This window comes from Variovorax sp. GW821-FHT10C12 (genome assembly GCF_059415405.1).
This window is the reverse complement of sequence record NZ_JBWKNE010000005.1, coordinates 302719-320579: the sequence shown is the minus strand read 5'-3', so window position 1 is coordinate 320579 and position 17861 is coordinate 302719. Positions and strand designations below refer to the sequence as shown.

The following is a 17861-nucleotide window of genomic DNA, read 5'->3' as shown; positions in this document are numbered from 1 at the left end:
ACCCGAGGAGAGAACCCATGCGCAGACGTTCGCTGATTGCTGCCGGCCTGGCCGCCGGCCTGTCCCCCATCGCCCTGCCCGCCCTGGCGCAGGGCCTGGGCGGCAAGACCCTGAACCTGATCGTGCCCTACCCGGCGGGCGGCGGCTCCGACATCAACGCGCGCCTGGCCGCGCCCGAGCTGTCGCGGCTGCTGGGCCAGCCGGCCATCGTCGACAACGTGCCCGGCGCCAGCGGCTCGCTCGGCGTGATGAAGGCGGCCAACGCGCCGGCCGACGGCTCGGCCCTGCTCGTGGGTTCGCCGATGGAGCTGATGCTCACGCCGCTCACGCTCAGCAGCGCGCGCTACAAGGCCGAAGACTTCCGGCCCATCGGCGTGATGGCCGTCACCTCGATGGTGCTGCTGGCGCGCAAGGACCTGGGCGTGGGCAGCGTCGACGAACTCATCGCACTGCTGCGCCGCCCCGACACGAAAGAGCTGAGCTACGGCAGCATCGGCCCCGGCTCGCTCTACCACCTGCTGGGCGAGCGCTTCATGCAGCAGACGGGCACCAAGATGCTGCACGTGCCCTACAAGGGCTTCGCGCCGCTGGTGAACGACCTGCTGGGCGGGCAGATCGACCTGGTGTTTGCGCCGCTGGCCGGCAACGTGCCCGACCTGCTGGACGCCGGCAAGGTCAAGGCGCTGGGCATCGCGGCCTCGGCGCCGCACGAGCGCTTCACCGCCATTCCGCTGATCCGCAACAGCAAGGGCCTGGACGACTTCGTCTACAGCCTGTGGGCGGGCATCCAGGTGTCGCACCGCGTGCCCGAGGACGCGCAGCAGCGGCTGCACACGGCCTTCAACCAGATGATGCTCAAGCCCGAGCTGCGCCGCGCGCTGGAACTCGGCGGCAGCAAGGTGGCGCCCGAACAGACGCTGGCCGAGCTGCGCCGCGGCTACCAGGCCGACATGGAGCGCTACCGCGCCATCGCCAAGTCGGTCAACCTGCGGCCCGAATGACATCCGCGGGCACGGGCCCGCGTTTTGCCAGTTTTCGATAACGCCGCGGCGGCGCACAGAGAGAGGATGCGGACCTGTCCATCCTTCATCCGCCAAGGAGAACCTCCATGTCCGCCGACCTTTTCCCCGCAGCCTCCGGCGCCCTCACGCGCCGCCAACTCGTCATCGGCGGCGGCGCGGCCGCGCTGGCCGGCGTGCCTGCGCTGGCGCATGCGCAATCGAAGACCATCAAGATCGGCTACCTCACCACGCTGTCGGGCGTTCGCGCCAACTTCGGCGAGGCCGACCCGTGGAGCCTGGAGCGCGTGCGCGCCGCGCTGAAGGACGGCCTGACCATCGGCGGCACGACCTACAAGGTGGAGATCGTGGTGCGCGACACGCAGTCCGACGCCAACCGCGGCGCCACCATGTCCAGCGAGCTGCTGCTGCGCGAGAAGGTCGACCTGCTGCTGGTGCAGGACAGCGACGCCGCACTGGCCGCCGGCCAGCTGTGCGACGTCAACGGCGTGCCGATGGTCTCGACCATGGGGCCGTGGCAGGCCATCACCTTCGGGCGCGGCTCCACGCCGCAAAAAGGTTTTCCGTTCTCGTTCCATTTCTTCTGGGGCGCCGACGACGTGCTGAAGAACTTCTTCGGCATGTGGGAGCCGCTGAAGGTGGAGCGCACGCTGGGCACGCTGTACATCGACAACGGCCCGGGCCACGCCTTCGCCGATCCGGCCACGGGCATCCCGGGCGGCGCGAAACAGCGCGGCTACAAGGAAACCAACGGCGGCTTCTTCAAGATCGCGACCGACGACTTCAGCAACCAGGTCTCCAGCTTCAAGGCGGCGCGCGCGAACATCGTCTCGGGCTTTGCCTACGCCAACCACTTCGCCACCTTCTGGAAGCAGGCGCAGCAGGCGGGCTACCGGCCCGAGGTGGTGACGATGGCCGCGTCGTTCCTGTTCCCGAGCGCGGTGGAGTCGCTGGGCGCGGCGGGCAACGGCATGTCGACCGAGGTCTGGTGGACGCCGAACTTCCCGTTCAAGTCCTCGCTCACGGGCCAGAGCGCCAAGGCGCTGGCGGCCGACTGGGAGGCCACCACCGGCAAGCAGTGGACGCAGCCCATCGGCTACGGCCATGCGCTGTTCGAGGTCGGCATTGCCGCGCTGAAGAACGCCACCAACCCGAAGGACAAGAAGGCCGTGCGCGACGCGCTAGCCAACCTGCAGCTCGATTCGGTGGTGGGACGCATCGACTTCAAGGGCAGCCCGATCAAGAGCGTGGCCGTCACGCCGATGGTGGCGGGCCAGTGGCGCAAGACCAAGGCGGGCAGCAAGTTCCCGTACGAACTGGTCATCACGCACAACAGCACCGCCAAGCAGATTCCGGTGGAAGACGAGCTCAAGCTGCTGTCGCAGCTCAAGGCTGCATGAGCGATTGCCTCGTCATCGACGGCCTGTGCAAGCGCTACGGCGAGATCGTCGTGGCCGACCAGGTGGCGCTCTCGCTCGCGCGCGGCGAGTGCCTGGGCGTGGTCGGGCCGAACGGCGCGGGCAAGAGCTCGCTGTTCAACCTGATCACCGGCGTGGCCGTGCCCGACGCGGGCAGCATCCGCCTCGAAGGCCGCGAGCTGGTCGGGCTGCGCGCCGATGCGCGGGCGCGGCTGGGCGTGGCGCGCGCCTTCCAGATCCCGCAGCCCTTCGCGCACCTGAGCGCCTACGAGAACGCACTGGCCGCCGCCACTTTCGCCGCGCGGCTGCCGCGCGCGCAGGCCGCGCGCCAGGCCTGGGCCGTGCTGGAACGCACCGGGCTGGCCGACCGCGCCGACGTGCCGGCCGGGCGCCTGCCGCTGCTGGACCGCAAGCGGCTCGAGCTGGCCAAGGGCCTGGCGGCGCGGCCGCACCTGCTGCTGCTCGACGAGATCGCCGGCGGCCTCACCGAGGCCGAGGTGCAGGTGCTGGTGGCGCTGGTGCTCGAGCTGAAGCAGGACGTGGCGATGATCTGGATCGAGCACATCGCGCAGGCGCTGATGGCCGTGGCCGACCGCATCATGGTGCTGAACTTCGGCCGCAAGCTGCTGGAAGACACACCCGCCGCCGCCATGGCCAGCCGCGAGGTGCGCGAGGTCTACATGGGCGTGGGCGACGAAGACGCGCAAGAGGAGCACACCCATGCCGCTGCTTGAAGTGCGCGACCTGTGCAGCCACTACGGCGACCTGCAGGCGCTGTTCGACCTGTCGCTCGACGTGGCGGAAGGCGAAGCCACCGCGCTCATCGGCGCCAACGGCGCGGGCAAGTCGACGCTGATCCGCGCCATTGCCGGGCTGGGCTCGCGCAGCCGGGGCGCCATCCGCTTCGACGGCCAGGCCATCGAGGCCGAGCCGGCCGAGCGCATCGCGCGCCGCGGCATCGCGCTGGTGCCCGAGGGGCGGATGCTGTTCCCCTCGCTCACAGTCGAAGAGAACCTGCGCATGGGCGCGCTGTGCGGCCGAACCGGCCACTGGACGCTGCCCACGGTGTACGCGCTGTTCCCGATCCTGCAAGAGTTTCGCCACCGGCCGGCCACGCAGCTGTCGGGCGGCCAGCAGCAGATGGTGAGCATCGGCCGCGCGCTCATGGCCAACCCGCGCCTGATGCTGTGCGACGAAATCTCACTGGGCCTGGCGCCCGTGGTCATCGAACAGATCTACCGCGCCTTCGGCGACATCCGCGCGCAGGGCACGGCGCTTTTGGTGGTGGAGCAGGACGTGACGCGCGCCTGCCGCATCGCGCAGCGCGTGTACTGCCTGCTCAAGGGCCGCGTCACGCTGGCGGGCCGCGCGAGCGACTTCAGCGCGGCGCAAATCGCCAACGCCTACTTCGGACACTGAACACCTCCCCACCATGGCCTGGCTCGAAACCCTCATCAACGGCGTGCTGCTCGGCGGCCTCTACGCGCTCTTCGGCCTCGGGCTGGCGCTGGTCTTCGGCGTGATGCGCATGGTCAACCTCGCGCACGGCGAGTTCGTGGTGCTCGCGGCGTACTTCGCGGTCTTTTTGGCCACGCAGTTCCCCGGCGTGTCGCCGCTCTTCTTCATCGCGCCGGTGGCGCTGGCGGCTTTCGGCATGGGCTACCTGCTGCAGCGGCTGCTGCTGAACCGCGCGGTGGCCACCGACGATCCGCTCACGCCGGTGCTGGTCACCTTCGGCATCGCGGTGGTGCTGCGCAACCTGATGGTCGAGCTGTTCGGCGCCGACCCGCGCGCGCTCGACGGCGGCGCGCTGGCCACGGCCGGCTTCGAGATCGGCGGGCTGCGCATCGGCTGGTACCCGGTGCTGGTGCTGGTGCTCGCGGTGCTGGCCTTCGGCGCGCTGCAGTGGCTGCTGCAGCACTCGCGCTTCGGCCTCGTGGTGCGCGCCACTTCGGACCACCGCGAGATCGTGCGCACGATGGGCGTGCGCCCGCGCCATGTGTATGCGGTGGTGATGGGGCTGTCGCTGGCCTTCGCGTCGGTGGCGGGGCTGCTGCTGGCGCTGCGCACCTCGTTCACGCCGTTCTCGGGCGTGGAGCGGCTGCTGGGCGCGTTCGAGGTCGTGATCATCGGCGGCCTGGGCTCGTTCCGCTGGGCGCTGGTCGGCGGCATCGCGCTGGGCGTGGCGCAGCTCGTGGGCCAGCGGCTCGATTCCAACGCGGGCGCGCTGTACGCCCACCTGCTGTTCTTCGCGGTCCTGATGGTGCGCCCCAACGGCATCGCTGGCGCACGTACCTGAGATGACTTCGATGCGTCCCCCGTCCCTCGCCCCCTGGATCGGCTTCACCGCCGCGGCCGTCGCCATCGCCTTCGCTCCCACCGTGGCCGACGGCGGCCTGCTGCGCCTGCTCAGCGAGGTGCTGATCACGCTGGCCATGGCCCAGATGTGGAACCTGCTGGCCGGCTACACCGGGCTGGTGTCGATGGGCCACCAGGCCTTTGCCGGCATCGGCGCCTACCTGCTGTTCGTGGCCTCCGACCGGCTGGGCATCTCACCCTACTGGATGGTGCCGGTGGCGGGCCTGGGCGGCGCGCTGCTGGCCGCCGTGGTGGCACCGCTGATGTTCCGCCTGCGCGATGCCTACTTCTCGATCGGCATGTGGGTGCTGGCCGAGATCGTGCGGCTCCTGGTCGCCAAGTTCCCGCTGTTCGGCGGCGAGTCGGGCGTGCCGCTGCAGGCGGTGCGCTTGGTGGAAGCCGAGACCTTCCAGCAGAACGCGTTCTGGATCTCGGGCGCCATCGGCCTGGCCGCAGTGGCCGGCGTGTACCTGCTGATGCGCTCGCCCTTCGGCCTGGGCCTGATGGCGGTGCGCGACAACGAACTGGCCGCCACCAGCATCGGCGTGAACGTGTGGCGCAACCGCTTCATCGCGTTCGTGCTGTCGGGACTGGGCTTCGGGCTGGCCGGCGGGGCGCACTTCATGGGCACGATGTTCGTCTCGCCCGACTCGGCCTTCGACATCAACTGGGTGGTGACGGCGATGTTCATCGTGATCATCGGCGGCATCGGCACCATCGAGGGGCCGCTGATCGGCACCGTCATCTACTTCGGGCTGCGCGAGCTGTTCAACACCTGGTTCGCGATGTCGGGCGGCTGGTACCTGATCGCGATGGGCTGCATCGCGATTGCGGTCATGCTGCTGGCACCGCGCGGCCTGTGGGGGCTGGCGCGCGAACGCTGGGGCTGGCTCGGCCTGAGCGTGCAGCGCCATCCGCCGCCGCGCGACGAGACAGCTCTTTCTTCTTCTCCCCTTCCTCCCTCCACGCAAGGACGCACCGCATGAAGACCACCGCCTTCTTTCACGACGAACGCACCTTCTGGCATGTGCCCGGCGGGCTGCATGCCCTGTTCCTGCCGGTAGGCGGCTGGGTGCAGCCCATGGCCGGCAGCGGCATGGCCGAGTCGCCCGACTCCAAGCGCCGCATCAAGTCGCTGATGGATGTGTCGGGCCTGAGCGCGCAGCTCGACGTGCTGAGCGCGCCGATGGCCAGCGAAGAAGACCTGCAGCGCGTGCACCCCGCAGGCTATCTGCAGAAGTTCAAGGCCGCCAGCGACGCCGGCGGCGGCGACCTGGGCGAGGTCGCGCCCTTCGGGCCGGGCAGCTACGAGATCGCGAAGCTCTCCACCGGCCTGGCCATTGCCGCGATGGACAGCGTGCTGGAGGGTCGCCACCGCAACGCCTTCGCACTCACGCGCCCGCCGGGCCACCACTGCCTGCGCGAGCACAGCATGGGTTTCTGCCTGTTCAACAACATCGCGGTGGCCATCGAGACCATGAAGGCACGCCACGGCCTGGGCCGCGTGGCCGTGATCGACTGGGACGTGCACCACGGCAACGGCACGCAGGAGATCTTCTACGACCGCCCCGACGTGCTCACGCTGTCGCTGCACCAGGAGAACTGCTTCCCGCCCGGCTACAGCGGCGCCGAAGACCGGGGCACGGGCGCGGGACTGGGCTTCAACGTCAACATCCCGCTGCAGCCCGGCGGCGGGCACGCGGCCTACATGCACGCCTTCGAGCGCATCGTGACGCCGGTGATCGACCGCTACCGGCCCGAGCTGATCGTGGTGGCGAGCGGGCTGGACGCCAACGGCGTCGATCCGCTGGCGCGCATGCAGCTGCACCCCGAGTCGTTCCGCCAGATGATGCGGCAGGTCAACGCGCTGGCCGCGAAGCATTGCGACGGGCGCGTGGTGGTGGTGCACGAAGGCGGCTACTCGGAAGCCTGCGTGCCCTTCTGCGGGCTGGCGGTGGTGGAAGAGCTGTCGGGCCACCGCACCGAGGTGGAAGACCCGTTCAGCGACTTCTTCGGGCTGCAGCAACCGTCGGCGCGCTTCGATGCGTTCCAGCGTGAATTGATTGGCGAGATGGTGGCGTTGCACGGGCTCTAAGACGTTCGCATGGACTAAGCTCGTCGCTGCCGGCCCGTGGCCGCGCGTCCTGCTTCAGAGTCCATGCCCCGTTTCATCTCCCGCCGCACCGCCGTCGTTCTCTCTGCCCTCGTCCTCGTCGCCCTGCTCGGCCTGTGGGCCGCGAGCCGCTTCAACGTCAACCCGACGCATGCACCCGGCGAGGTGATCGACCAGTTCGAGGGCGTGCCGGTGTACTACAACGGCGCCATCAACCACGTCGACGGGCGCAGCGTGGCGCCCGACGGCTACAACATCGGCCTGCGCTGGCAGTGCGTGGAGTTCGTCAAGCGCTACTACTACGAGCGGCACCAGCACCGCATGCCCGAGGCGCGCGGCCATGCCAAGGCCTTCTTCGACGCGGCTGTAGCGGACGGTGCGCTGAACTCGGCGCGCAACCTGGTGCAGCACCGCAACGGCGGCGCGAGTGCGCCGGCGGTGGGCGACATCGTGGTGTTCGCGCCGTGGCTCTTCAATCCCTACGGCCATGTGGCGATCGTGTCGCGCGTGGACGCCGACGCGGTCGAGATCGTGCAGCAGAACCCCGGGCCCTTCGGCAGCTCGCGCGAGCGCCTGCCGCTGGCGCTCGCTGACGGACGCACGCACCTGGGCACCGAACGCGTGCTCGGGTGGCTGCGGCTGCCCGCCGCCTCCTCCAAACCCTGAATCGCGGTCTAATCACAGCCATGTGCCAATTGCTAGGGATGAACTGCAACACGCCGACCGACGTGACCTTCAGCTTCACGGGGTTCGCGCAGCGCGGTGGCCGCACCGACCACCATGCCGACGGCTGGGGCATCGCGTTCTTCGAGGACCGCGGGCTGCGCCACTTCGTCGACCACCAGCCGGCCTGCGAGTCGCCGGTGGCGGAGCTCATCCGGCGCTACCCCATTCAAAGCCGCAACGTCATCGCGCACATCCGCAAGGCAACGCAGGGCGAGGTCAACCTGCAGAACTGCCACCCCTTCGTGCGCGAGCTGTGGGGCCGCTACTGGGTGTTCGCCCACAACGGCGACCTGAAGGACTTCCGCCCGCGCCTGCACGGCAACTTCCACCCGGTGGGCAACACCGACAGCGAGCACGCCTTCTGCTGGATCATGCAGGAGCTGGCCAAGTCGCACGCGGGCGTGCCCAGCGTCGAGGAGCTCACGCTCACGCTGCGCGAACTGGCGCCGCAGCTGGCGGCGCACGGCACCTTCAACTTCATGCTGTCCAACGGGCAGGCGCTGTGGGCGCATGCCTCCACCCACCTCTGGTACGTGGAGCGCCGCCACCCCTTCGTGACGGCGCAGCTGTCGGACGAAGACCTGGCCATCGACTTCGCCCAGCACACCACGCCCACCGACCGCGTGGCCGTGGTGGTGACGGCGCCGCTCACCACCAACGAGACCTGGACGCCCTTCACCTCGGGCGAGTTGCATGTGTTCGTGGACGGCCAACGGATGCCACGCTGAGGCCTGACATTCAGCCTTTTGGCTGACACTTTTTTGCAACAGCGCAAGAAAGTATCGATGAGTGAGTGCAAACAATGAACAATAACTGTTCTCATTTGCATTCGGCCGATCTTTCATGCCCGCTCCTCGTTTCTTTCTCCGCCCGACCGTGGCCGCCTCGCTGCTGGCCCTTCACGCCCTGACGGCCCTGGCGCAGACGCCACCCGCCGAGCCGGCGGCCCCCGCCAGCGGCACGCTGAGCACCGTCACCGTCGAAGCCAGCGCCGACGCCTCGGCCGAAGGCCTGACCAAGCCCTTCGCGGGCGGACAGGTGGCGCGCGGCGGGCGCGTGGGCATCCTGGGCAACCAGGACATGATGGATTCGCCCTTCTCCAGCACCAGCTACACGCACGAGCTGATCCAGAACCAGCAGGCCAAGAGCGTGGCCGACGTGCTGCAGAACGACCCCTCGGTGCGCGTGGCGCGCGGCTTCGGCAACTTCCAGGAGTCGTACTTCATTCGCGGCTTCGTGGTGAATTCGGACGACATCGCCTACAACGGCCTGTACGGCCTGCTGCCGCGCCAGTACATCTCGTCGGAGCTGTTCGAGCGCGTCGAGGTGCTGCGCGGCGCGAGCGCCTTCCTGAACGGCGCCACGCCCACGGGCGGCGGCATCGGCGGCAACATCAACCTGCTGCCCAAGCGCGCGCCGAACGACCCGCTCACGCAGGTCACGCTCGGCACGGCCAGCGGCTCGCAGAGCTACGTGTCGACCGACATCGCGCGCCGCTTCGGGCCCGACCAGAGCCTGGGCGTGCGCCTGAACGCGGCCCACCGCGACGGCGGCACCGGCGTGAACGCCGAGCAGGTCAAGCTCGACGTGGCCTCGGTCGGCTTCGACTGGCGCAGCCGCAACGCGCGCATCTCGGCGGACCTCGGCCACCAGGAACACCGGCTCACGCGCACGCGCCCGAACGTGACGCTCGGCGCCGGCGTGACGCGCGTGCCGTCGGCACCCGACAACCAGCTCAACTACGCGCAGCCCTGGACCTACTCCAACGAGCGCGACACCTTCGGCTCGCTGCGCGGCGAGTACGACCTCACCGACAACGTCACGGCCTGGATCGCCGGCGGCGCGCGCAAGAGCCACGAAGGCAATGCGCTGGCCGGCCTCACGCTCACGAACAACCTCGGCCTGGGCAACATGTCGCGCTTCGAGAACCAGCGCCAGGACAGCACCCGCACGGCCGAAGCCGGCGTGCGCGGCAAGTTCGCGACCGGCCCGGTAAATCACACGGTGGTGGCCTCGTATTCGTACTACCAGCTCAAGGAGAAGAACGCCTACAAGTGGGACTTCTTCAACCCCCTGAAGACCAACCTGTATGCGCCCATCGGCTACCCGATCCCGGCCTACACGGCGAGCGCGTTCCGTGGCAACGACATGGACAACCCCGCGCTGCTGACGCAGACGCGCCTGAGCAGCCTAGCGATCGGCGACACGCTGTCCTTCCTGGACGACCGCGCGCAGCTCACGCTCGGCGTGCGGCGCCAGAAGCTGGAAAGCACCGACTTCGCCTACGACACCGGCAAGCCCACCGCGTACGAGAAGAGCCGCACCAGCCCGATGGCTGGCTTCGTGTTCAAGCTGCAGCCGCAGGTGTCGCTGTACGCGAACTACATCGAGGGCCTGAGCAAGGGCGACACCGCGCCCACGGTGTCGACCGCCGGCGCCGTGCGCAACGCGGGCGCGCAGCTGTCGCCCTATGTGTCCAAGCAGAAAGAGATCGGCATCAAGTTCGACGGCGGCCGCATCGGCGGCGGCCTGGCCTTCTTCACCACCGACAAGCCGCGCGCCCTCGTCAACAGCGCGGGCTACTACGTGGCCGAAGGCCGCGACCGCCACCAGGGCCTGGAGCTGACCGCCTTCGGCGAAGCGGCCAAGGGCGTGCGCCTGATGGGCGGCATCACCTTCCTGGACGCCAAGCAGCGCGCCACGGGCGACGCCACGACCGACGGCCGCCGCGTCATCGGCATCGCGAAGACGCAGGGCACCCTGGGCGTGGAATGGGACGTGCCGGGCGTGCGCGGCCTGTCGCTGGACGGCCGCGTGGTGGCCACGGGCCCGAGCTACGCCGACGCCGCCAACACGCTGCGCGTGCCCGGCTGGACGCGCTTCGATGTCGGCGCGCGCTACCTCACCGAAGTGGCCGGCAAGCTGGTGACGCTGCGCGCGCGCATCGACAACCTGACCAACCGCAACTACTGGGCTTCGGTGGGCGGCTACCCGAACAACGGCTACCTGGTGCTCGGCGCGCCGCGCACCTTCACGCTGTCGGCGTCGGTCGACTTCTGATCAGGCCGAGGCCAGGTGCGCCTCGAGCGCATCGATGAACATCTTCGGCACGTCGAAGCCGGTCTGCTCGGTGATCTCCTGAAAGCAGGTCGGGCTGGTCACGTTGATCTCGGTGACCGAGTCGCCGATCACGTCGAGCCCGATCAGGAGCAGCCCGCGCGGCGCGAGCACCTTGCCGATGGCTTCGGCGATCTCGCGGTTGCGCGCCGTGAGCGGCTGGGCCACGCCCTTGCCGCCGGCCGCGAGGTTGCCGCGCACCTCCGTGCCCTGCGGAATGCGCGCCAGCACGAAGGGCGCCGGCTCGCCCGCGATGATCAGGATGCGCTTGTCGCCCTGCGTCACCTCGGGCACGAAGCGCTGCACCATGATGGTTTCGGCGCCGTCCTTGTTGAGCGTCTCGACGATGGAGCCGAGGTTCAGCGCGTCCTGCTTGACGCGGAAGATGCCCATGCCGCCCATGCCGTCGAGCGGCTTGAGGATGATGTCGCCGTGCTCGGCATGGAAGTCGCGCACGGCCTGCGCGCTGCGCGTGACCAGCGTGGGCGTGACGAACTGCGGAAACTCCATGATCGCGAGCTTCTCGGGGTGGTCGCGCAGCGCGCGCGGCGAGTTGACCACCTTCGCGCCCTCGCGCTCGGCCTGCTGCAGCAGGTGCGTGGAATAGATGTACTCGGCATCGAAGGGCGGGTCCTTGCGCATCAGCACGGCGTCGAAGTCCTTCAGCGCCTTCGATTCGATGATGTCGACGTGGTACCAGTCCTTCGGGTCACCCGTCAGCGTGATCTGCTGCACCACCGCCGAGACGCGCCCGCCGGAGGTCCACTGGATGTCCTGCGGCAGGCAGGCCGCGATGCGGTGGCCGCGGCGCTGGGCCTCGCGCATCATCGAGAAGGTGGTGTCCTTGTAGATCTTGAAGTGATCGAGCGGGTCGGCGACGAAGAGGATGTTTTTCATCAGGCGTTCTTTCCGGCGCCGGGAGCGGCGGCTGTGGAGGGGGTTTCCGGCGGCATGTTGCCGGAAGCGGCGATGTCCTTGCCGGCGGGGGCTTTTTCAACGGGCACCTGCACCCGTGCGCGGCCGACCTGCTGCACCGCCAGCGCCACCGCGCCGGCCACCACGCCCCAGAAGGCGGAGCCGATGCCGGCCAGCGTCACGCCCGAGAGCGTGACCAGGAAGGTGATGAGCGCGGCCTCGCGGTGCGCCTCGTCGCGCACCGCCGCCGCCAGCCCGCCGCCGATGGTGCCCAGCAGCGCCAGCCCGGCGATGGCCGCGACCAGCTCTTTCGGGAAGGCCGTGAGCAGGCCCGTGACGGCCGCGCCGAACAGGCCGATCACCACGTAGATGGCGCCGCAGCTCACGGCCGCCGTGTAGCGCCGCGCCGGGTCTTCGTGCGCCTCGCGGCCCATGCACATGGCGGCCGTGATGGCGCTCAGGTTGAGCGCGAAGGCGCCGAAGGGCGCGAGCACCAGCGTCGCGAGGCCGCTGATGGTGATGAGCTTGCTGACCGGCAGGTCGCTGTAGCCGCTGGCGCGGATCGCCGCCACGCCGGGCAGGTTCTGCGAGGCCATGGTCACGACGAACAGCGGCAGCGCCAGGCTCACGATGGCCTGCCAGGTGAACACCGGCGCCGTGAACACCGGCCAGGTGAGCGAGAAGTGCACGGAGGACCATGCCAGCTCGCCGCGCGCGGCCGTGAAGGCGATGGCCACCAGCAGCGTGAGCGGCACCGCGTAGCGCGGCAGCAGGCGCTTGCCCACGAGGTAGGTGGCGAGCATCAGCAGCACCAGCGGCAGCGCGGTCTGCGCTGCCGTGAAGGCCGAGATGCCGAAGCGCGCGAGCACGCCGGCCAGCAGCGCCGAGGCGATGGCCATCGGGATCTTGTTCATCACACGCTCGAACCAGCCGGTGGCGCCCGCGAGCACGATCAGCACCGCGCAGACGATGAAGGCGCCCACCGCCTCGCCCATGCCGTAGCCCGCGCCGGCCACGGCCAGCACGGCCGCACCGGGGGTGCTCCAGGCGATCATGACGGGCTTGCGCCACCACAGCGAGGGCAGCGCCGAAGCGAGCCCCATGCCGATGCCCAGCGCCCACATCCACGAGGCCGCCATTTCAGGCGTGGCCCCGAAGGCCTGGGCAGCCTGGAACACGATGGCCACCGAACTCGTGAAACCCACGAGCACGGCGACGAAGCCCGCGGTGAAGGCCGAAAGGCTCAGGTCCTTGAAGAATCGCATGCCGCGATTCTGCCGGGGCGCGCGGCGTGGCGCCGCGGGCCTCAGATCTCGATCTTCGAACCCAGCTCGACCACGGCGTTGTTGGGCAGGCCCAGGAAGGCCGCCGCGCCGCTCGCGTTGTGGTGCATCTGCGCGAACAGCTTCTCGCGCCACGGCGCCATGCCGCTGCCCAAGGTGGGGATCACCACGTCGCGCGAGAGGAAGTAGCTGGTCGTCATCGGCTCGAGCTGGCAGCCGCGCATGCGCGCGTTGTCGAGCGCGCGGGGCAGGTCGATGTCGTTCTTGAAGCCGTAGTGCACGATGATCTGCCAGCAGTGGTTGCCCAGCGCCTCGATCTCGATGCGCTTGTCCATCGGAATCCAGGGCACCTCGTGGTTGCGCACGGTGACGAACATGTTCTGCTCGTGCAGCACCTTGTTGTGCTTGAGGTTGTGCAGCAGCGCGTTGGGCACCACGCCCGGCTCGGCCGTGAGGAACACGGCCGTGCCGTCGACGCGCGCGGGCGGGCTCATGAACACCGAGCCGAGGAAGGACTTCAGGTCGATCGCGTCGGCGTGCTGCGCTTCGCCCATGAGGCGACGGCCTTCCTTCCAGGTGACCATCAGCGTGAACACGGCGCCGCCGATCAGCAGCGGGAACCAGCCGCCTTCGAACAGCTTGAGCAGGTTCGAGGCGAAGAACAGGAAGTCGACCACGAAGAAGATCGCGGTCGAGGCGATGCACAGCGCCAGCGGCAGCTTCCACGCGTAGCGGATCACGAAGAAGGTCAGGATCGTGGTGATCAGCATGTCGGTGGTCACGGCAATGCCGTAGGCCGCGGCCAGGCTGCTCGAGGTGCGGAACATCACGACCGCCATCACGATGGCGACGAACAGGCCCCAGTTGACCAGCGGAATGTAGATCTGCCCCGCTGTGCGCACGCTGGTGTGCTCGATGTTCAGGCGCGGCAGGTAGCCCAGCTGGATCACCTGGCGCGTGACGCTGAAGGCGCCGGTGATGAGCGCCTGCGAGGCGATCACCGTCGAGAGCGTGGCCAGCAGCACCAGCGGAATGAGGGCCCATTCAGGCGCCATCATGAAGAACGGGTTCTTCACGGCCTCGGGGTTCTCCAGCAGCAGCGCGCCCTGTCCGAGGTAGTTGAGCGTGAGCGCCGGCATGACGACCGAGAACCACGCGATGCGGATCGGCTTCTTGCCGAAGTGGCCCAGGTCGGCGTACAGCGCCTCGGCGCCGGTCACGCACAGCACCATGGCGCCCAGCAGGATGAAGCTGGTGCCCGGGTTGTCCCAGATGAACTTCAGCGCATACCAGGGGTTCAGCGCCTTGATGATCTCGGGGTGGTGCCCGATCTGCCACACGCCCAGCACGGCGATGGCCGCGAACCAGGCCAGCGTGACGGGGCCGAAGAACTTGCCGATGCCCGCGGTGCCGCGCTTTTGCACCGCGAACAGGCAGAACAGCACGACCAGCGTGATCGGGATCACGTAGTGCTTGAAGTGCGGCGACACCACCTCCAGGCCCTCGACTGCCGAGAGCACCGAGATGGCCGGGGTGATGACACCGTCGCCATAGAAGAGCGAGGTGCCGAAGATGCCGACGATCAAGAGCAGCTGGCGCAGCCTCGGCTTGTCGGCCACGGCCTGGGAGGCCAGCGCGAGCATCGCGACCAGGCCGCCCTCGCCTTCGTTGTCGGCGCGCAGCACGAGCACGACGTACTTGATCGACACGATGACCGTGAGGGTCCAGAAGAACATCGACAGGATGCCGTAGACGTTCTCCACGGTGAACGGCACATGGCCGTGACCGAAGACTTCCTTGACCGCATAGAGAACGCTGGTGCCGATGTCGCCGTAGACGACGCCGATGGCGCCGACGATGAGGCCGGCAGAGATATTTTTGGGGGCTGACACGAGGTCGATGGGAAAAGGTTGGCTCGCAATGATCGACGCGTCAGTCACGCCGGGGTGCCGCGGCCGCGCCGCGCATCCCTCCGCCCTTTTGGTTCCGTTGCTGTGGGGCCGCTATTTTGCCGTTGCCCGCCGACGCCGCAACCCGCCCCCGCCGCTCATTCGTAGATTTCGGCGTCCGGGTCGGTCGCTTCCATCTCGTAACTGGCCGCGACCATGGCCAGGCGGCCCACCACGCCATACATGTAAAAACGGTTGGGGGCGCTGGCGCCGGGCTTGGCGCCCGGCTGCGGCAGCTGCGCGCTTTCCGAGAAGGCCAGCGGCACGTAGCTGGCGCCCGGCTGCTTGAGGTTCTCGTCGGCGGCGCGCTCGGCATGCACGCGGTAGAAGCCGCCCACCACGTAGCGGTCCATCATGTAGACCACCGGCTCGGCCACGCCGTTGTGCACGCGCTCGTTGGTGAGCACGCCTTCCTGCACGATCAGCTCGGTGGGCTCGCGCAGGTCGCGCCCGGCGCTGGTCTTGGCGGGCGACGAGGTGGCGGTGCGCGACTTGCCGATCAGCGCCTCGACCTCCTTGGCGTCACGCACGGTCACGACGCCGGGGCTGCCGCTGCCGCTGTGGCCGCCCTTGACGACCACGAAGGGCTTCTCGTTGATGCCGTATTCCTTGTACTTGCGGCGCACCTTGGTGAGCACCGCGTCGACATGGCTGGTGAGCACGTCGATGCCGCGGCCCTCGGCGACGTCGACGCCTTCGGCGCGCGCGTAGATCGGGTTGATCAGCCAGGGGTCGATGCCCAGCAGCTTGCCGAAGCGCTTGCACAGCTCTTCGTAGCTGTGCAGGTGGTTGCTCTTGCGGCGCACCGACCAGCCCGCGTGCAGCGGCGGCAGCAGATATTGCTCATGCAGGTCTTCGAGGATGCCGGGCGTTCCTGCAGAAAGCTCGTTGTTGAGCAAAATTGTGCAGGGATCGAAGTTCTTCAGGCCCAGGCGGCGCTTGGAGCGCACCACCGGTTCGAGCGTCACGGTCTCGCCGTTGGGCAACTCGATCTTCTTGGGCGACTTGATGGCTGGATCGATCGATCCGATGCGCACATTCAGGCCCGCCATGTGGAAGATGCGCACGAGTTGCGCGACGTTGGCGAGATAAAAGGTGTTTTTCGAGTGATTTTCAGGAATGACGAGCAGGTTGCGCGCCTCCGGACAGATCTTCTCGATGGCCGCCTGGGCGGCCTGCACCGCCAGCGGCAGCATTTCCTTGGTGAGGTTGTTCCAGCCGCCCGGGAACAGGTTGGTGTCGACCGGGGCGAGCTTGAAGCCCGCGTTACGGATGTCGACGGCGCTGTAGAACGGCGGCGTGTGCTCCATCCACTCGAGACGGAACCAGCGCTCGATGGCGGGCATCGAGTCGAGCACCCGCTGCTCCAGTTCGTTGATCGGGCCGGTCAGGGCAGTGACGAGATGCGGAACCATGCAGCGGCCTTGTTGGTTTTGTGCTTAAAGGTGGAGTGGAATTGTAGGATTTGGGGATGGCGCGCCCGATGACAAGCAGCCAAAGAGAACAAAGCACCCCAATCCACAACACACGTTGCAAGAACACCGCGGCACGGGCCTCGCCGCGCCGCCGGCCCGATGGCCCCGGCCTTTCGGACCCCGACTAACCGCGGACTTCGCCCTGCCCCAGCACCACGTACTTGAGCGAGGTCAGGCCTTCGATGCCGACCGGGCCGCGCGCGTGGAACTTGTCGGTGCTGATGCCGATTTCGGCGCCCAGCCCGTACTCGAATCCGTCCGCGAAGCGCGTGCTCGCATTCACCATCACGCTGGCCGAATCGACCTCGCGCAGGAAGCGCTGGGCGTTGATGTGGTCGCGCGTGACGATGGCGTCGGTGTGGTGGCTCGAGTAGCGGTTGATGTGCGCAATGGCCTCGTCCAGCCCCGCCACCACCTTGATGCTGATGACGGCGGCCAAGTACTCCTCGGACCAGTCGGACTCGACCGCATCGATCACCTTCGCCTGCGGATGGTGCGCTTCGCTGGCGCGCAGGATCGCGGCGGCGGCCGGGTCACAGCGCATCTCGACGCCCTTGGCGGCGAAGATGGCGGCGATCTCGGGCAGGAAGTGGTCGGCCACCGAGGCCGCCACCAGCAGGCCTTCGGCGGCGTTGCAGGGGCTGTACTTCTGGGTCTTGGCGTTGTCGACGATGCGCAGCGCCATGTCGAACTCGGCCGTGTCGTCCACGTAAACGTGGCAGTTGCCGTCCAGGTGCTTGATGACGGGCACCTTGGCGTCGCGGCTGATGCGCTCGATCAGGCCCTTGCCGCCGCGCGGAATGATCACGTCGACGAATTCGGGCATGGCGATGAGCTGGCCCACGGCCTCGCGGTCGGTGGTCTGCACCAGCTGCACCGCATCGACCGGCAGGCCGGCTTCGGCCAGCGCCTCGGACACCAGCAGCGCCAACGCCTTGTTCGAGTCGATGGCTTCCGAGCCGCCGCGCAGGATGGCCGCGTTGCCGCTCTTGATCGCCAGGCTCGCGGCCTCGATGGTCACGTTGGGGCGGCTCTCGTAGATCATGCCGAAGACGCCGATCGGCACGCGCATCTGGCCCACGCGGATGCCGCTGGGCTGCTGCTTCATGCCGATGATCTCGCCGATCACGTCGGCCATGCCGGCGAGCTGCTCGCAGCCCTCGGCCACGGTCTCCAGGACCTTGGGCGTGAGCTTGAGCCGGTCGACCATCGGGGCCGACAGGCCGGCGGCCGTGGCGCGCTCCAGGTCCTTTTGGTTGGCAACGGCCAGCGCGGGGCCGGCTTCGCGCAGGCGCCGGGCCAGCGCCTTCAGTGCTCTGTTTTTGGTAGCTGCATCCGCACGGGCCATGAGGAATGCAGCGGCTTTGGCTTGCAGACCGAGGGTCTGCATGTGCTCGCTGACGTTGAACGCGTTCATGCGCGGCATTTTCCCACGCGGACCTTCGGCCCGGCTGACACGGGCCTTTTGATGGCGATCGACGGCGGGAG

15 protein-coding genes are annotated in these 17861 nt (G+C 68.5%); 10 read left to right on the top strand and 5 right to left on the bottom strand.

Features of this window, described 5'->3' with window-relative positions; genetic code table 11:
• The first annotated feature begins 17 nt into the window (after positions 1 to 17).
• The 10 genes from AC07OH_RS22790 to AC07OH_RS22745 all read left to right on the top strand — a co-directional run bounded on the left by AC07OH_RS22790 (position 18) and on the right by AC07OH_RS22745 (position 10694).
• Positions 18 to 1001 (top strand): Bug family tripartite tricarboxylate transporter substrate binding protein, encoded by a 984-nt coding sequence (locus AC07OH_RS22790; protein ID WP_495302214.1) that lies wholly within the window; start codon positions 18 to 20, stop codon positions 999 to 1001.
• 107 nt (positions 1002 to 1108) lie between these two features.
• Entirely contained in the window at positions 1109 to 2419 is a 1311-nt protein-coding gene (locus AC07OH_RS22785; protein WP_307636095.1) for an ABC transporter substrate-binding protein, read from the top strand.
• Positions 2416 to 3171, top strand: a complete 756-nt coding sequence (locus AC07OH_RS22780; RefSeq protein ID WP_495273101.1) for an ABC transporter ATP-binding protein — start codon at positions 2416 to 2418, stop codon at positions 3169 to 3171. The genes AC07OH_RS22785 and AC07OH_RS22780 overlap by 4 nt, the downstream gene beginning before the upstream one ends.
• Positions 3158 to 3856 carry an ABC transporter ATP-binding protein gene (locus tag AC07OH_RS22775; RefSeq protein WP_495302213.1) on the top strand — a complete coding sequence of 233 codons (699 nt, stop codon included), beginning with the start codon at positions 3158 to 3160 and terminating at the stop codon, positions 3854 to 3856. The genes AC07OH_RS22780 and AC07OH_RS22775 overlap by 14 nt, the downstream gene beginning before the upstream one ends.
• 13 nt (positions 3857 to 3869) lie before the next feature.
• Complete coding sequence (locus AC07OH_RS22770; protein WP_062477701.1) at positions 3870 to 4736, top strand: branched-chain amino acid ABC transporter permease; 867 nt, start codon at positions 3870 to 3872, stop codon at positions 4734 to 4736.
• Positions 4737 to 4746: 10 nt separating this feature from the next.
• Positions 4747 to 5781, top strand: coding sequence for a branched-chain amino acid ABC transporter permease (locus AC07OH_RS22765; RefSeq protein ID WP_495302212.1), 1035 nt, complete (start codon positions 4747 to 4749; stop codon positions 5779 to 5781).
• On the top strand, positions 5778 to 6890 hold the full coding sequence (locus AC07OH_RS22760) for a class II histone deacetylase (protein ID WP_495302211.1): 1113 nt from the start codon (positions 5778 to 5780) through the stop codon (positions 6888 to 6890). The genes AC07OH_RS22765 and AC07OH_RS22760 overlap by 4 nt, the downstream gene beginning before the upstream one ends.
• Positions 6891 to 6953: 63 nt before the next feature.
• Positions 6954 to 7574 carry a CHAP domain-containing protein gene (locus AC07OH_RS22755; RefSeq protein WP_495302210.1) on the top strand — a complete coding sequence of 207 codons (621 nt, stop codon included), beginning with the start codon at positions 6954 to 6956 and terminating at the stop codon, positions 7572 to 7574.
• A 20-nt stretch (positions 7575 to 7594) separates the two neighbouring features.
• A complete protein-coding gene (locus AC07OH_RS22750; protein ID WP_492683477.1) occupies positions 7595 to 8362 on the top strand; it encodes a class II glutamine amidotransferase in 768 nt (255 codons plus the stop codon).
• Between the two features lie 115 nt (positions 8363 to 8477).
• Positions 8478 to 10694: a TonB-dependent receptor gene (locus AC07OH_RS22745; protein WP_495302209.1), complete on the top strand. Its 2217-nt coding sequence runs from the start codon at positions 8478 to 8480 to the stop codon at positions 10692 to 10694.
• Here the strand turns inward: AC07OH_RS22745 and gshB are convergent, their stop codons facing one another.
• The 5 genes from gshB to AC07OH_RS22720 form a co-directional block, all read right to left on the bottom strand.
• Positions 10695 to 11648, bottom strand: a complete 954-nt coding sequence (gene gshB, locus AC07OH_RS22740) for a glutathione synthase (RefSeq protein ID WP_495302208.1) — start codon at positions 11646 to 11648, stop codon at positions 10695 to 10697.
• Positions 11648 to 12931 carry a benzoate/H(+) symporter BenE family transporter gene (locus AC07OH_RS22735; protein ID WP_495302207.1) on the bottom strand — a complete coding sequence of 428 codons (1284 nt, stop codon included), beginning with the start codon at positions 12929 to 12931 and terminating at the stop codon, positions 11648 to 11650. Before AC07OH_RS22735 ends, gshB begins: the two co-directional genes overlap by 1 nt.
• Before the next feature lie 41 nt (positions 12932 to 12972).
• On the bottom strand, positions 12973 to 14841 hold the full coding sequence (locus tag AC07OH_RS22730; RefSeq protein WP_489060034.1) for a potassium transporter Kup: 1869 nt from the start codon (positions 14839 to 14841) through the stop codon (positions 12973 to 12975).
• A 155-nt stretch (positions 14842 to 14996) separates the two neighbouring features.
• Positions 14997 to 16313, bottom strand: a complete 1317-nt coding sequence (gene gshA / locus AC07OH_RS22725) for a glutamate--cysteine ligase (protein WP_062477724.1) — start codon at positions 16311 to 16313, stop codon at positions 14997 to 14999.
• A 184-nt stretch (positions 16314 to 16497) separates the two neighbouring features.
• On the bottom strand, positions 16498 to 17790 hold the full coding sequence (locus AC07OH_RS22720; RefSeq protein WP_307636103.1) for a glutamate-5-semialdehyde dehydrogenase: 1293 nt from the start codon (positions 17788 to 17790) through the stop codon (positions 16498 to 16500).
• Positions 17791 to 17861: the final 71 nt, after the last annotated feature.

Coding starts and splice junctions, on each gene's coding strand:
- AC07OH_RS22790 (WP_495302214.1), top strand. CDS start 18: ATGCGCAGACGTTCGCTGATTGCTGCCGGCCTGGCCGCCGGCCTGTCC.
- AC07OH_RS22785 (WP_307636095.1), top strand. CDS start 1,109: ATGTCCGCCGACCTTTTCCCCGCAGCCTCCGGCGCCCTCACGCGCCGC.
- AC07OH_RS22780 (WP_495273101.1), top strand. CDS start 2,416: ATGAGCGATTGCCTCGTCATCGACGGCCTGTGCAAGCGCTACGGCGAG.
- AC07OH_RS22775 (WP_495302213.1), top strand. CDS start 3,158: ATGCCGCTGCTTGAAGTGCGCGACCTGTGCAGCCACTACGGCGACCTG.
- AC07OH_RS22770 (WP_062477701.1), top strand. CDS start 3,870: ATGGCCTGGCTCGAAACCCTCATCAACGGCGTGCTGCTCGGCGGCCTC.
- AC07OH_RS22765 (WP_495302212.1), top strand. CDS start 4,747: ATGCGTCCCCCGTCCCTCGCCCCCTGGATCGGCTTCACCGCCGCGGCC.
- AC07OH_RS22760 (WP_495302211.1), top strand. CDS start 5,778: ATGAAGACCACCGCCTTCTTTCACGACGAACGCACCTTCTGGCATGTG.
- AC07OH_RS22755 (WP_495302210.1), top strand. CDS start 6,954: ATGCCCCGTTTCATCTCCCGCCGCACCGCCGTCGTTCTCTCTGCCCTC.
- AC07OH_RS22750 (WP_492683477.1), top strand. CDS start 7,595: ATGTGCCAATTGCTAGGGATGAACTGCAACACGCCGACCGACGTGACC.
- AC07OH_RS22745 (WP_495302209.1), top strand. CDS start 8,478: ATGCCCGCTCCTCGTTTCTTTCTCCGCCCGACCGTGGCCGCCTCGCTG.
- gshB (WP_495302208.1), bottom strand. CDS start 11,648: ATGAAAAACATCCTCTTCGTCGCCGACCCGCTCGATCACTTCAAGATC.
- AC07OH_RS22735 (WP_495302207.1), bottom strand. CDS start 12,931: ATGCGATTCTTCAAGGACCTGAGCCTTTCGGCCTTCACCGCGGGCTTC.
- gshA (WP_062477724.1), bottom strand. CDS start 16,313: ATGGTTCCGCATCTCGTCACTGCCCTGACCGGCCCGATCAACGAACTG.
- AC07OH_RS22720 (WP_307636103.1), bottom strand. CDS start 17,790: ATGAACGCGTTCAACGTCAGCGAGCACATGCAGACCCTCGGTCTGCAA.